Below are 13,459 nucleotides of genomic sequence, written 5' to 3' on the forward strand. Positions count from 1 at the left end.
AAGGACAGCAAGGTGATTGTGGCGATCAACAAAGACCCGGAGGCGCCGATTTTTAGCGTGGCGGACTATGGGTTGGAGGCGGATTTGTTCCAGGCCGTGCCGGAGCTGGCTCAGGCACTCTGAGCCATAACCAAAAATTCACGCCAGTTTTAGACCGCCCAGCGCAAGCCGTGGGCCGGGATGCCCGGCCACAGCGGTTCGTGGTGGGGCTGATCTGGCTTTTGCAGCACCCGATCAAGGATGCGTTTTTCGAGCGCCGCAAAACGGGCATCACCGTGGGAGCGTGGCCGGGGCAGGTCAATGGCCTGATCCAGCGCAATTTGGCCGTCTTCGATCAGGATGACCCGGTCGGCCAAGGCCACGGCCTCTTGCACATCGTGCGTCACCAGCAGTGCCGTAAACCCGCTGCTGCGCCATAAGCCTTCGATCAGGCGGTGCATTTCGATACGGGTCAGGGCGTCGAGTGCTCCTAGCGGCTCGTCCAATAGCAGCAAGCGCGGCTGGTGTACCAGCGCACGGGCCAGTGCAACGCGCTGGCGTTGCCCGCCGGACAGGCGTGCGGGCCATTCGTTGAGGCGTTCTCCCAAACCCACACGTTCCAGCACTTGCGCAGCAGCATCGTGTTGTTCTGGAGGCAGGCCCAAGGCGACATTGGCTTGTACCCGCTTCCAGGGCAACAGGCGCGAATCTTGGAACATGATGCGGGTGTCGTTGGACAAACCGTTCAGGGGCTGGCCGTCCACGGTGATTTGGCCGCCGCTGGCTTGCTCTAGCCCTGCCACTAGGCGCAGCAGCGTACTCTTGCCGCAGCCACTGCGCCCCACAATCGCTACAAACTGGCCTGGCTCTATGTCCAGATGGGCATGGTGGAGCACGGTGCGCTGGCCGTAGCGTTTGCTCAAGCCGCTGATGTGCAGGTGTACGCCGCCTGTGCGGGGGGAGGAAAAAGATGGGGTGCTCACAATAAAATCCAATGCCGATGGGTCATGTCAGTGTTGGTAGCCGGGGTGCCAGCGCAACCAATAGCGTTCTAGGCTTTTGGCAAACACGTCGGCCAGTTTGCCCAGCAAGGCATAAAGCAAGATGCCCACCAAGACGATGTCGGTTTGCAAGAACTCGCGGGCATTCATCGTCAGGTAGCCAATGCCGGCTTGGGCCGAAATGGTCTCCGCCACAATCAAGATCACCCACATCAGCCCCAGTGAAAAGCGCAGCCCCACCAAAATGGACGACATCGCACCGGGCAAGATGATCTGGCGGTACAGCTCCCAACGACCCAGGCCATAGGTACGGCCCATCTCAATCAGGCCCGCATCTACATTGCGAATGCCATGAAAAGTATTGAGGTAAATCGGAAAAAACACCGAGACGCTGATCAAAAACAGCTTGGCGGTCTCATCAATGCCAAACCACAAAATCACCAGTGGAATCAGCGCCAGCGCCGGGATGTTGCGCACCATCTGGATGGTGGAGTCCAGCAAAGTCTCGGCCATGCGCACCGAGCCAGTCAGCAGCCCCAGCAGCAGCCCCAAGCCACCGCCCACGGCCAGCCCGGCCAAAGCGCGGCCTGCACTCACCTTGACGTGTGTCCACAACTCGCCCGAGAGCGTCAAACTCCAAGCGGCGCGCAGCACATCTACGGGGGCAGGCAAGACGCGGGTGGAGAGCCAACCCAAGGCCGAGGCGATTTGCCACAGCACGATCAAGCCCACGGGTACGGCCCAAGGCAGCAGGCGCTGCCACAGAGCGGCCCACGGGGCGCTGGCATTGGCCAGATGGGGCGCGTGGTGCGCCCGTAATTGCTCCACAGCCTGTGTCATGCGGCGTACTCCTGTTCGGTGTCGGGTTCTAAAAACTCCAGCTGGTTGCCTGCTGGGTCTTTCACGTAAAAGCGCAGATAGCCGGGCAAGGCGCGGTTTTCTACCAAGGCCAGCTCGGCTTGCAGCAAGCGGCTGCGCAGTTCGGGCAGGTTGTTGACTTCCAGCGCCAGATGCGCGGCGGTGCTGGTGGCTGGCCCGCGTTCGGTGGGCACCAGCTCGATGCGCTGTGGGCCTGCGGCAAAACGCAATGCCTTGCTTGTGGGGTAGTGCAACTCGGGCAGCCCGAGCAAATCACTGTAAAAGTTGCGAATCTGACCTTCTGCCCCTGCAGGAAAGGTCAGCTGCACATGGTTGATCGAATGGATAGCCATAAAGGGGTGTTCCTTTTAGTAGGAGATGGCAAACCCGCCCCGAGGAGCGCGTGCCAGCGCACGGCAAGGGCGTTGCGTATTCAGCCCCCAGGCAGTGGCTGTGACGCACAGCAAACGCTGCAAGCGTTGGTGCAAAGGAAAAGGCATGGGGGTGGGCATGGCGTGCTCCTAAAAAGAGGCAGGGCAAAGGCTGCGCTTATTAGCGCAGGTCAATGGGCGCAGCGTGGCGTAGATTGAGTTTTCGGGGAATCAACTTCAACTCAAAGAAGGTGTCGGCAATGGCTTGCTGTTCCGCCAGAATGTCTGGTGTGACTGGCAGGCTGCCATAGCGCAGGTTGTTGACATACAGCTCCACAATGGAGCGTTCCAACCCCAGCACTTTGGAGAGTTCTTGTGCGGCTTCGGCCTTGTTTTTGGCCGCCCAAGCGTCAATGGCTTTTACTTCTTCAATGGCAATCTTCAACACATCGATGTTTTTGGTCGCAAAGTCGCGCGATGTGAAGTAGTAGGCTCGGTTGTTGGCTACCCCAGCGGCATCGGCCAACACACGCGCTTCGAGGGTTTTGATGGCCGATGACAGGAACGGGTCCCAAATCACCCAAGCGTCGACCGAGCCACGCTCAAAGGCGGCACGGGCATCGGCGGGGGGCAAAAACACCACCTGCACGTCGGCATATTTCAAGCCATGCTTCTCCAGCAGCTTGACCAAAAAATAATGCACATTGGAGCCCTTGTTCAGGGCAATTTTCTTGCCCTTGAGGTCAGGCACCTTTTGCAGACCAGAGCCTTTGGGCACCAGCACTGCCTCGTTGTGTGGGCGGGGTACGGTGGTGCTGGCATATACCAGTGGGGCACCGGCAGCCTGGGCAAAAATCGGTGGCGCTTCGCCCACGTCTCCAAAGTCAATAGAGCCGACATTGAGTGCCTCCAGTTGCACGGGCCCGGCGGTGAACTCCGTCCAGTTCACCCCCACACCCAGCGGGGCGAGGCGCTTTTCCAAGGTGCCCCGGCCCTTGAGGATGGAGAGCCAACCCTTCTGATAGCCGATGCGCAGCACGCGGCTTGTGCCACTCGATTGGGCCAGGGCGGTGCCAGTGGCGCCCAATGTGGCGGCCAGACCCACAACGCCAGAAGTCAACAAGCGGCGGCGTGACAGAGCAGTGAAATCGGTCATGACGGTTTTTCTTTCTTGAGCAATCAATAGACAAGGGCGCAGACAAAGCGGTGCCCGGCCCCGGCATCGGGGCAAAAATGCAATCACAGGCAAAACAGCAAGGCCGTGCGGGCCTGCCGGTATGGAACAGGGCGTTAAACGCTACAGCGCACCTGAGAGAAACTCACCGCCTCAAACGCTCCAGCGGCCAAACTGGCTGGGCGCAAGGTCTCACTCAGCAGAATGTGGGTGGCATCGTCGAGCCGGGAGCCGATGTCGGGGTGAACGGTGTAGGCACCCTCTGGTGTGAGCGTGACTTGGGCGTCGGTGGCATAAATGCCCGGCAGAATGTGCTTGGCTCCCAAAGACTGCAACACAGGGCGCAGCGCATAGTCCAATGCCAACATGTGGTGTGGACTGCCCCCGGTAGCCAAAGGCAAGACCGTCTTGCCCTTGAGTGCCGTTTGCGGCAGCAAGTCCAAAAAAGCCTTGAGCACGCCACTGTAGGCAGCTTTGTAAACCGGGGTTGCCACCACAATCACGTTGGCCCGCTCTACCTGTGCTGCCGTTGCTACCACCGCTGGGTGACTAAAATCCGCCCGCACCAGTGCCTCGGGGGCCAAATCGCGCACCTGGATACGCTCGCTGCGGATGCCTTGCACCGACAGGCGCAGTGCCACTGCATCCAGCAAGGCCGCCGAGCGCGAGCGTTCTGTGGGGCTGCCAGCAATCAACAAAACAGACATGATCAACTCTTTTCTGTAGGGGCTGGCTTACTTGCGGGCATAAATTTGGTCAAAGCTGCCGCCATCGGCAAAATGCTCTTTGGCCGCTTTTTCCCAGCCACCAAAGGCATCGTCAATAGTGAACAAGTTGAGCTTGGGAAACTGCGCGGCATACTTGGTCTTGGCTTTGTCCGACACCGCTGGGCGGTAAAAATGTTTGCCCGCAATGTCTTGGCCTTCTTCGCTGTACAGGTACTTCAGGTAGGCTTCGGCCACGGCGCGGGTGCCTTTTTTGTCCACGTTTTTGTCCACCACCGTCACGGCAGGCTCGGCCAAAATGCTGATGCTGGGCACCACAATCTCAATCTTGTCGCCAAACTCTTTTTTCAGCAGATAGGCTTCGTTTTCCCAAGAAATAAAAGCGTCGCCTTGGTTGCGCTGCGAGAAAGTGATCGATGAGCCTCGCGCCCCGGTATCGAGCACGGGCACATTGGCGTAGAGCTTTTGCACAAATTCTTTGGCCTTGGCATCGCCACCGTACTTGCGCTTGGCAAATTCCCACGCTGCCAGATAGTTCCAACGCGCCCCGCCCGAGGTTTTGGGGTTGGGGGTAATTACGCTCACGCCGGGTTTGACCAGATCATCCCAATCTTTGATGGCCTTGGGGTTGCCCTTGCGCACCACCAGCACAATGGTCGAGGCATAGGGTGAGGCGTTGTGCGGCAAGCGTTTTTGCCAGTCTTTCGGAATCAACTTGCCGTTGGTATGCAGTGCATCGGTATCACCGGCCAAGGCCAGAGTGGCCATGTCGGCATTGAGGCCATCAATCACCGCACGGGCTTGCTTGCCCGAGCCCCCATGCGATTGTTGGATGCTCACATCCTGCCCGCCTTGGGCCTTCCAGTGCTTGGCAAACGCTTGGTTGAACTCCACATATAACTCACGGGTGGGGTCGTACGACACGTTCAGCAGCGTCACGCCTTGGGCGAGAGCCGCTGTGGCGCTCAGGGTCAACACCGCAGCGACCAAAGGAATCTTGATAAAGTGGCGACGAAGGCTCATGGCGAATCTTTCTGGGGTCTGAAATGCAATGGCTGGATTCTGAAAGCCACGCCTCCAAACTGGAACGACTGAGTTTTCAGTTTTTAATTACTTAAACATCTAAAGAAGCAATTTGATATGGCAAGAATGGTTCAATGCGTTAAGCTCGGCAAGGAAGCAGAAGGTCTGGACTTTCCTCCTTACCCTGGTGAGTTGGGCAAGCGTTTGTGGGAAAACGTCAGCAAAGAGGCCTGGGCCGCTTGGCTCAAGCACCAGACCATGCTGGTCAATGAAAACCGCCTGAACTTGGCCGATGCCCGTGCGCGCCAGTATTTGGCCCGGCAGATGGAGCAGCACTTTTTTGGCGGCGGTGCCGATGCCGTGCAAGGCTACGTGCCCCCCAGCGCCTGAATGGCTGAACGCATCGACTGGCTAGACGACGGCACGCCCTACAGCCCGCGCTTTGGTGACCGCTACCACAGCGAACAGGGGATGGGTTTGGCGCAGGCGCGTGGGGTGTTTTTGCAAGGCTGTGGCCTGCCCGAGGAGTGGGCGGGCCAAGCCCAGTGGCGTATTTTGGAGACCGGCTTTGGTTTTGGTCTCAACTTTCTTGTCACTTGGGCCGCTTGGCGTGCCGACCCGCAGCGCCCCACGTTGCTGCATTTTGTCTCGTTAGAAGCATGGCCGGTAGCCGCAGATGACTTGCTGCGTGTGGCCCGTACCCACCCAGAACTGGCTGAACTGGCGCAAGCCTTGGCAGCCCAATACTGGGGTTTGCTGCCGGGGGTGCATCGCTTGGCCTTTGATGGTGGGCGCGTGTTGCTCACACTGTGCATTGGCGATGCCCCAACATTGCTGCGCGCACCAGAGTGGACAGTGGATGCGGTCTATTTGGATGGCTTTAGCCCTGCCTGCAACCCAGAGTTGTGGAGCCTACAAACCCTCAAGGCCATTGCCCGTTGCTGCCGCCGTGGCACCCGGCTGGCGACTTGGACGGTGGCTCGCTCGGTGCGCGATGCCCTCACGCAATGCGGCTTTACCGTGGCCAAAGTGCCCGGCATACCGCCCAAACGCCATAACGTGCAGGCCACCTTTGATCCGCGCTGGGAGCCACGCAAGGCCCGCCCAGCGCAACCCACCGTCGAAGCCCCTGCGCATTGTTTGGTGATTGGTGGTGGCTTGGCCGGGGCTGCCGTGGCTTCTAGCTTGGCACGGCGTGGTTGGCAGGTGCAGGTGCTCGATGGTGCCGAGGCTCCCGCTGCTGGAGCCTCTGGTTTACCAGCGGGTTTGTTTTGTCCGCATATCTCGCCCGATGACAGTGTGATCTCACGGTTATCGCGCAGTGGCATTCGGGTGCTGCTAGGCCAAGCCCAAAACCTGTTGCAGGCTGGGGTGGACTGGCAGCCCAATGGGGTGCTAGAGCATCGGGTGGAGGGGCGGCTGGGTTTGCCCCCCCAGTGGCATGATGGCCCCGGTATCGATTGGAGCCAGGCTGCTGCCGCCGACTTGCTGCGTGCTGCCGGGTTGCCGCCAGATGCTACAGCCTGCTGGCATGCCAAGGCTGGCTGGATTCGTCCGGCCCGTCTGGTATCGGCGTTGTTGGCACAGCCGGGTATTGCATGGCGTGGTGGTGCCACAGTGGCCCGCCTGCATGGTGTGGAGCTTGAGGGCCGCATTCAGTGGCAGGCCTTGGATGCCCAAGCCCAAGTGTTGGCACAGGCTCCCAGGGTGGTGCTGGCGGCAGGTTTTGCCAGCCGTGCCTTGTCAGGGGAGCATTTACCTTTGCAAGCCTTGCGCGGCCAGATCTCTTGGGGGGTGCAAGATGCAGCATTGGATGCAGCTTTGCCACCGTTTCCGGTGAATGGCGAGGGCAATTTGGTCACCCATATTCCGTTGGACGATGGTGGTCGGGCTTGGTATTTAGGTTCTACCTTTGAGCGTGGCATCCACACCCTGCCTCCCACCCCTGCCGAGCGTGTGCAAGCCCATGCGGCCAATCGCCAACGTTTGTCGGGGTTGCTGCCGGGTGTGTTGCCTGCGTTAGAGCAGGCATTGGCACCAGCATGGGAGGCTGGGGTTGAGCCGCCGCTGGCGTTACCGCCTGTGCCTGCGGTGCAAAGCTGGGCTGCCGTGCGCTGCGCTGCCCCCGATCGGCTGCCCATCGTGGGGCCATTGGACAGTGCTGCTCTGCCCGGTTTGTGGGCCTGCACTGCGATGGGTGCGCGTGGCCTGACGCTGGCGCTGCTGTGTGCCGAAGTATTGGCGGCACGATGGCACGGCGAGCCCTTGCCATTAGAGGCCAAGCTGGCACAAGCCTTGGCGGCAGAGCGGTTTTAAAAATATGCGCAGATAGCCTGTGCCGGTGGCTATAGTGGGCGCTTCCATGTATTTGCCGCATGTGCCTGCCACCATGCGTTGCGCTCCTTTGATGCCATGCCCTTGCCTTTTGCTGCAATGAATCTTCAGCCGCGCTTTTTGCTGCTGACGGTCTTGTTTTTTGTCATGTTGGCAGCGCCATCGTGGTGGGTTGTGCGCTCTATTGCCGAGGGCATTGTGGAGCAATGGGCGGTGCGCTATGCCGAAAAGCAGGTGCTGTACGACACCAGCCGCACCTTGCAACCCATTTTGCGCGAGGTGGCGTTGTCGCGTCAGTTGGCAGCATCGCAGGATGTGCGTGATTGGGCTCGGCAGCCGCAAGACAGCCACGCCCAACAGCGGGCGATGGCAGAGCTTGAGAGTTTTCGGAAAAACTTTCAGGACAAAAGTTATTTTGTGGGCCTGTACAAAACGCGGCAGTATTTTCATAACAATGCGGCCAATGAGTTTGCGGGGCGTGAATTGCGCTATCAGCTCAATCCCAAAGACCCCAAAGATGCTTGGTTTTTTGACCTTATCCGCCAGCAGCGTGATATGCATATCAATGTCAATCCTGATCCGGCCTTGGGTATTACCAAGCTGTGGATTGATGTATTGATTCGCGATGGCAATGATATTTTGGGTATTGCAGGCACTGGACTGGATTTGACCACCTTTATCCATGACGTGGTAGAAGAAAATGTAGCAGGCGTGACCAGCTTGTTTGTTGATCATGGTGGAGCAATACAGATTCACCGCAACCAACAATTGATTGATTTTGGTAGTGTTAGTAAAAGTGGTGCCGAACAAAAGACCTTGCACCTGTTGTTCGAGCAAGAGCAAGACTACACCGCCATGCTGGCCGCCATGAAATCCCTAGAGACTGGCACACAAAAGGTTGCCACCTTGTTTGTGCAGGTGCATGGCAAGCGGCATTTGGCCGGGGTGGCCTACCTGCCCGAAATTGACTGGTATGAAATTACCCTGCTCGATTTGGATGTGTTGCTGCCCCTGAGCCAATTTAAGGGTTTGCTGCTGGTTTATGGGCTGACCATGATCGGTTTGTTGCTGATGTTTAATATGGCCCTGCGCTATTATGTTGTCACGCCTTTGGCACGATTGGGGCAAGGCATGTCGGCAGTGCAGGCAGGGCAGGCCGTGACGGCACCCCTGCTGTCACACGGCGGTGGCGAGATTGGGCAGTTGATCCAGCATTTTGTGCAAATGCAACAGGCGGTGGCGGATGCCCGTCACGATCTAGAAAACAAAGTGCAAGAGCGTACAGCGGCGCTGGAGCAGCTCACCAAAATTGACCCCCTGACCGGCTTGCTCAACCGCCGTGGCATGTTGGAGCAGTTGGAGGCACGGCTACAGTCCAGCACCCTCCATGTGCGCCGCCCTGGCATTTTGTGGCTCGATGTAGACTACTTCAAAGAAATCAATGATGCACGTGGTCATGCTACAGGGGACTTGGCATTGCGAACCGTGGCAGTGTTGATCCAACGCTGCGTTGGCCCCGAAGATGCTGTTTCGCGCTGGGGGGGCGATGAGTTTCTGGTGCTTTTACCCCATGCCGATCAGGCCACACTAAACGCGCTGGGCCAGCGCCTATGCGCCGAAGTGGCTGCGTGTGCCACAGTGGTTGATGGTGCAGGCCAGCCGGTGCCACTGACGGCCAGCATTGGGGGCCATTTGCAGCAGCCCGGTGAAACCGTGGACACCTTATTGCACCAAGGTGATCAGGCGTTGTACGCTGCCAAAGCCAGGGGGCGAAACAATTATTGTCCGTCCGTTGTTTTTTGAATGGTTTGTGTGTCAATTGATCTTCAGTGTAACAGCTTGTGTTGATTTCACCATAGTAGAGTCGGGTGGCTTACTATCAAAAATAAGGCATTTATTGCATAGGCAGCAAGATGATGATTCGCCCCTCTATGGCTATAGTATTATTGGCTCTGCTATGGGCTGGACAAACCCATGCGGGCCGTACCGGCTATAATGTGCAGCAAAATACACTCACCATTCCGAGTATGGAGCTGGGTGGTGTGCGTTACAACTTCCCAAAGGTGCGCATATTGGCTGTAGAAGTGCTGGATGTTGGTATTATTAGTCAGGCACCGTCTGATTTTCCGATATGTGGCAGTGCAAGCAATGCAGCGATTCCTGTGACACCACAAAAGTTAGATCAAATTCAAATGGGCATGGGTCTGGATGAGGTTAATCAGATCATGGGGTGTCAGTATGAAACACCCGTCCATAGTGTTTGGGATAGTAATTTTTGTGGTGGCGGCCCTGATTGCCCCAGTGAATCCTATGAGATTTTTACATGGTACGGAGATCGTTGTGGTGACTATTGCATCAACTCCATATCAGTAAAAATCGATGCTGTTACCCGTCGGGTAATAGAGAAATCTGGTGTTTTTCGCTGATGGGTATGCAGTCTCTTCACCCAGTGCGCGGGAAGTCTCGTGGTTTAGCCTGAGGTCGAGCTTGGGCTAGATTCCTTTCAAAGCACGGGCCTTGCAGTACAAGGCAGGGCAAGTCGCCTTTGCCGGACAGAAATTGAGCCTTTGGGATAGTTACGGCTTGGCAGACTACGAGCTACGTTCTGGCAGTTTTAGCCAAGACCACCGGGGGCGTTGGCATCTCAATATCGTAGTCAAGGCGCAAGCCAAGCCTACAGTGGCAACGGCAACGGCCAGTGTGGGTATTGACTTGGGCCTGAAAGACTGCGCCACGGCGTCGAACGAAAAAAAAGAGCATGGCCGCTGGTATCGCCAGCATGAATTGGAACTGGCTAAAGCACAGCGGGCGCATAAAAAGCACCGGGTCAAAGCCATCCACGCAAAAATTGCCAATCAGCGCAAAGATGCGCTGCACAAATTCAGCACCACGATGGTGCGAGAAAACGCCGCCATCTTCGTGGGCGACGTAGCCAGCGCAAAGCTGGTCAAAACAAAAATGGCCAAGTCCACACTGGATGCGGGCTGGGCCACGCTAAAGAAGATGTTGGAATACAAGAGCCATCAGGCCGGTATCGTCTTTATGGAAGTGAACGAAGCGTATTCAACCCAAACTTGCTCGTGCTGCGGGAGCATACCCGCCAGCAGTCCGAAAGGTAGGGCGGGTTTGCGAATAAGAGAGTGGAAGTGCAGCGATTGCGGGGCGGAACACGACCGCGATGTGAATGCAGCACGCAACATTCTCGCGGCGGGGCATCGCCGTCTAGCAGTAGGAATCTCCAGGGTTTATCCCGGAGAGGATGTCAATGCCCATAGCGGTAGCGAGGCATGTCTATTGCTTCTGGAAGACGTTACATTGCGCTGGAAGTGTCTTGAAAACAGCGTATTCCTGCCCCAACTGCCCGTCATTCGGAGGAACACCCCATGCGCATCGACAAACTCACCACCAAGTTTCAGGAAGCTCTGGCCGACGCCCAATCGCTGGCCTTGGGCCATGACAATGCTTATATCGAACCCACCCACCTACTGGTAGCCTTGCTGCGCCAAGAAGACGGCCCCCGCGCCCTGCTGGAGCGTGCCGGAGCCAATGTGCCCGGCTTGCTCAAAGATGCCGAGGCCGCCGTCAAGCGCCTGCCGCAGGTACAGGGCCAAGAACAGGTGCAACCCAGCCCAGAGTTGGGCCGGGTCTTGCAAGCCACTGAGAAAGAAGCCATCAAGCGCGATGACAACTTCATCGCCAGCGAATTGTTTTTGCTGGCCCTCACCGATAGCAAAGGTGAGGGGGGGCGCATTGCCAAAGACAACGGCCTGACGCGCAAAAGTCTGGAGGCTGCGATCCAGACGGTACGTGGCGGCCAAAAAATGGACAGCGCCGAAGGCGAAGGCCAGCGCGAAGCCCTGAAAAAATACTGCATCGACCTGACCGAACGCGCTCGCGCAGGCAAACTCGACCCCGTGATTGGCCGCGATGACGAAATCCGCCGCGCCATCCAAGTGCTGCAACGGCGTACCAAAAACAACCCGGTGCTTATTGGTGAGCCGGGTGTGGGCAAGACGGCGATTGTTGAAGGGCTGGCGCAGCGCATTGTGGCCGGTGAAGTGCCCGAATCGCTCAAGGGCAAGCGGGTGCTCAGTTTGGACATGGCCGCCTTGCTGGCCGGGGCTAAGTTTCGCGGCGAGTTTGAAGAACGCCTGAAAACCGTACTGAAAGAGCTGGCCCAAGACGAAGGCCAAACCATCGTCTTTATCGACGAACTGCACACTATGGTGGGAGCTGGCAAGGCCGAAGGGGCGATGGATGCGGGCAATATGCTCAAACCCGCCTTGGCACGGGGCGAGTTGCACTGTGTGGGGGCCACTACGCTGGACGAATACCGCAAATACATCGAAAAAGATGCGGCCTTAGAGCGGCGCTTCCAAAAAATCTTGGTGGGCGAGCCAACGGTGGAGGCCACCATTGCCATTTTGCGCGGCCTGAAAGAACGCTATGAAAAGCACCATAACGTCGATATCACCGACCCGGCCATCGTTGCGGCTGCCGAGTTGAGCCACCGCTATATCACCGACCGCTTCTTGCCCGACAAAGCCATTGATTTGATCGACGAGGCCGCCTCCAAAATCAAAATCGAGATGGACTCCAAGCCCGAGGTCATGGACAAACTCGATCGCCGCTTGATCCAGTTGCAAATTGAGCGCGAAGCAGTGAAAAAGGAAAAGGACGAAGCCTCGCTCAAGCGCCTAGAGTTGATCCAAGAGGAAATTGAGAACCTGCAAAAAGAAATTGCCGATCTGGATGACATTTGGAGAACCGAAAAGGCCCAAGCCTTGGGTTCGGGCCAGTTGCGCGAAGAAATTGAGCAGGTGAAATTACAAATCGAAGAGCTCAAACGCAAAGGCGATTTCAACAAGGTGGCTGAGTTGCAATATGGCAAGTTGCCCGAGTTGGAGCGCAAGCTCAACGAGGCCCAAGCCAAAGAATCCAGCAAAGACGGCCACCACGCCGCGCCGCGCCTGTTGCGCACCCAAGTGGGTTCCGAAGAAATTGCCGAAGTCGTCAGCCGTGCTACCGGCATTCCGGTGGCCAAGATGATGCAAGGCGAAAAAGACAAGCTCTTGCAGATGGAGACCAAGCTGCACCAGCGTGTGGTGGGGCAAAACGAGGCTATTGCTGCCGTGGCCAACGCCATCCGCCGCTCGCGTTCGGGCTTGTCCGACCCCAACCGCCCTACCGGCTCCTTTTTGTTCCTTGGCCCCACGGGTGTGGGCAAAACCGAGCTGTGCAAGGCTTTGGCGGGCTTCCTGTTTGACAGTGAAGAACATCTGGTGCGCATTGACATGAGTGAATTCATGGAAAAGCACTCAGTGGCCCGCCTGATTGGCGCCCCCCCCGGCTATGTGGGTTACGAAGAGGGCGGCTACCTGACCGAAGCCGTGCGCCGCAAGCCCTACAGCGTGCTGCTGCTCGATGAGGTAGAAAAAGCGCACCCCGATGTCTTTAACGTGCTGCTGCAAGTGCTGGACGATGGCCGCCTGACCGATGGTCAGGGCCGCACCGTGGACTTTAAGAATACGGTGATCGTCATGACCAGCAATATCGGCTCGCCGCTGATTCAAGCCATGGTGGGTCAGGATACACAGGACATCAAAGACGCCGTCTGGGGCGAGTTGAAAAACCACTTCCGGCCAGAGTTTCTCAACCGCATTGACGAAACCGTGGTCTTTCACGGCTTGGATGCCCAGCATATTGCCGCCATTGCCCGCATCCAGTTGCAACTGCTACAACACCGGCTGGCGCAGATGGAGCTGCATTTGCAGGTGTCGGAGGCTGCGTTGGCCGAATTGGCTAAAGTGGGTTTTGACCCCGTGTTTGGTGCGCGGCCTTTGAAGCGGGCCATTCAGCAGCGCATTGAGAACCCACTGTCCAAATTGTTGCTGGAAGGGCGCTTTTCGCCCAAGAGCACCATTGCGGTGGATGTAGACCCAGTGCGCGAGCCGGGGGTCTTCCACTTCAGTGGGGGGGCGGCGGCATAGGCCG

At 57.7% G+C, this 13,459-nt stretch carries 13 protein-coding genes and 1 pseudogene; 7 read left to right on the forward strand and 7 right to left on the reverse strand.

Annotated elements, in window-relative coordinates; translation table 11 throughout:
* Nucleotides 1-123: pseudogene (locus tag ACYVB2_RS11560) on the forward strand (electron transfer flavoprotein subunit alpha/FixB family protein); the annotation flags it as partial.
* A 26-nt stretch (nt 124-149) separates the two neighbouring features.
* Here ACYVB2_RS11560 and ACYVB2_RS11565 read toward each other — a convergent pair.
* The 7 genes from ACYVB2_RS11565 to ACYVB2_RS11595 all read right to left on the reverse strand — a co-directional run bounded on the left by ACYVB2_RS11565 (nt 150) and on the right by ACYVB2_RS11595 (nt 5,131).
* On the reverse strand, nt 150-962 hold the full coding sequence (locus ACYVB2_RS11565) for an ATP-binding cassette domain-containing protein (RefSeq protein ID WP_382433085.1): 813 nt from the start codon (nt 960-962) through the stop codon (nt 150-152).
* A gap of 27 nt (nt 963-989) precedes the next feature.
* On the reverse strand, nt 990-1,820 hold the full coding sequence (gene ssuC, locus ACYVB2_RS11570; protein ID WP_382433087.1) for an aliphatic sulfonate ABC transporter permease SsuC: 831 nt from the start codon (nt 1,818-1,820) through the stop codon (nt 990-992).
* On the reverse strand, nt 1,817-2,191 hold the full coding sequence (locus tag ACYVB2_RS11575) for a VOC family protein (protein ID WP_382433089.1): 375 nt from the start codon (nt 2,189-2,191) through the stop codon (nt 1,817-1,819). Before ACYVB2_RS11575 ends, ssuC begins: the two co-directional genes overlap by 4 nt.
* A gap of 15 nt (nt 2,192-2,206) precedes the next feature.
* Nucleotides 2,207-2,350, reverse strand: a complete 144-nt coding sequence (locus ACYVB2_RS11580) for a hypothetical protein (RefSeq protein ID WP_382433091.1) — start codon at nt 2,348-2,350, stop codon at nt 2,207-2,209.
* A gap of 40 nt (nt 2,351-2,390) precedes the next feature.
* Nucleotides 2,391-3,365: a sulfonate ABC transporter substrate-binding protein gene (locus tag ACYVB2_RS11585; RefSeq protein WP_382433093.1), complete on the reverse strand. Its 975-nt coding sequence runs from the start codon at nt 3,363-3,365 to the stop codon at nt 2,391-2,393.
* Between the two features lie 134 nt (nt 3,366-3,499).
* On the reverse strand, nt 3,500-4,090 hold the full coding sequence (gene ssuE / locus ACYVB2_RS11590; protein WP_382433095.1) for an NADPH-dependent FMN reductase: 591 nt from the start codon (nt 4,088-4,090) through the stop codon (nt 3,500-3,502).
* 27 nt (nt 4,091-4,117) lie between these two features.
* A complete protein-coding gene (locus tag ACYVB2_RS11595; RefSeq protein ID WP_382433097.1) occupies nt 4,118-5,131 on the reverse strand; it encodes a sulfate ABC transporter substrate-binding protein in 1,014 nt (337 codons plus the stop codon).
* A 117-nt stretch (nt 5,132-5,248) separates the two neighbouring features.
* Between ACYVB2_RS11595 and ACYVB2_RS11600 the strand changes: the two genes are divergently transcribed.
* The 6 genes from ACYVB2_RS11600 to clpB all read left to right on the forward strand — a co-directional run bounded on the left by ACYVB2_RS11600 (nt 5,249) and on the right by clpB (nt 13,455).
* Nucleotides 5,249-5,521, forward strand: a complete 273-nt coding sequence (locus ACYVB2_RS11600; RefSeq protein WP_382433099.1) for an oxidative damage protection protein — start codon at nt 5,249-5,251, stop codon at nt 5,519-5,521.
* Entirely contained in the window at nt 5,522-7,447 is a 1,926-nt protein-coding gene (mnmC, locus tag ACYVB2_RS11605; RefSeq protein ID WP_382433101.1) for a bifunctional tRNA (5-methylaminomethyl-2-thiouridine)(34)-methyltransferase MnmC2/FAD-dependent 5-carboxymethylaminomethyl-2-thiouridine(34) oxidoreductase MnmC1, read from the forward strand. It abuts the gene before it with no gap.
* Nucleotides 7,448-7,564: 117 nt separating this feature from the next.
* Nucleotides 7,565-9,268 (forward strand): GGDEF domain-containing protein, encoded by a 1,704-nt coding sequence (locus tag ACYVB2_RS11610; protein ID WP_460536646.1) that lies wholly within the window; start codon nt 7,565-7,567, stop codon nt 9,266-9,268.
* Between the two features lie 110 nt (nt 9,269-9,378).
* Nucleotides 9,379-9,891, forward strand: coding sequence for a hypothetical protein (locus ACYVB2_RS11615; protein WP_382433105.1), 513 nt, complete (start codon nt 9,379-9,381; stop codon nt 9,889-9,891).
* Nucleotides 9,892-10,024: 133 nt separating this feature from the next.
* A complete protein-coding gene (locus ACYVB2_RS11620) occupies nt 10,025-10,957 on the forward strand; it encodes an RNA-guided endonuclease InsQ/TnpB family protein (protein WP_382433107.1) in 933 nt (310 codons plus the stop codon).
* A complete protein-coding gene (gene clpB, locus ACYVB2_RS11625; RefSeq protein WP_382433109.1) occupies nt 10,849-13,455 on the forward strand; it encodes an ATP-dependent chaperone ClpB in 2,607 nt (868 codons plus the stop codon). The genes ACYVB2_RS11620 and clpB overlap by 109 nt, the downstream gene beginning before the upstream one ends.
* Nucleotides 13,456-13,459: the final 4 nt, after the last annotated feature.

It is taken from the genome of Giesbergeria giesbergeri (assembly GCF_054779375.1).

Bases quoted from the DNA above. Each gene is read 5' to 3' on its own strand.
- ACYVB2_RS11595 (WP_382433097.1), bottom strand. From the start codon at position 5,131: ATGAGCCTTCGTCGCCACTTTATCAAGATTCCTTTGGTCGCTGCGGTG.
- ACYVB2_RS11600 (WP_382433099.1), top strand. From the start codon at position 5,249: ATGGCAAGAATGGTTCAATGCGTTAAGCTCGGCAAGGAAGCAGAAGGT.
- clpB (WP_382433109.1), top strand. From the start codon at position 10,849: ATGCGCATCGACAAACTCACCACCAAGTTTCAGGAAGCTCTGGCCGAC.
- mnmC (WP_382433101.1), top strand. From the start codon at position 5,522: ATGGCTGAACGCATCGACTGGCTAGACGACGGCACGCCCTACAGCCCG.
- ACYVB2_RS11575 (WP_382433089.1), bottom strand. From the start codon at position 2,191: ATGGCTATCCATTCGATCAACCATGTGCAGCTGACCTTTCCTGCAGGG.
- ACYVB2_RS11615 (WP_382433105.1), top strand. From the start codon at position 9,379: ATGATGATTCGCCCCTCTATGGCTATAGTATTATTGGCTCTGCTATGG.
- ACYVB2_RS11585 (WP_382433093.1), bottom strand. From the start codon at position 3,365: ATGACCGATTTCACTGCTCTGTCACGCCGCCGCTTGTTGACTTCTGGC.
- ACYVB2_RS11580 (WP_382433091.1), bottom strand. From the start codon at position 2,350: ATGCCCACCCCCATGCCTTTTCCTTTGCACCAACGCTTGCAGCGTTTG.
- ssuC (WP_382433087.1), bottom strand. From the start codon at position 1,820: ATGACACAGGCTGTGGAGCAATTACGGGCGCACCACGCGCCCCATCTG.
- ACYVB2_RS11610 (WP_460536646.1), top strand. From the start codon at position 7,565: ATGAATCTTCAGCCGCGCTTTTTGCTGCTGACGGTCTTGTTTTTTGTC.
- ssuE (WP_382433095.1), bottom strand. From the start codon at position 4,090: ATGTCTGTTTTGTTGATTGCTGGCAGCCCCACAGAACGCTCGCGCTCG.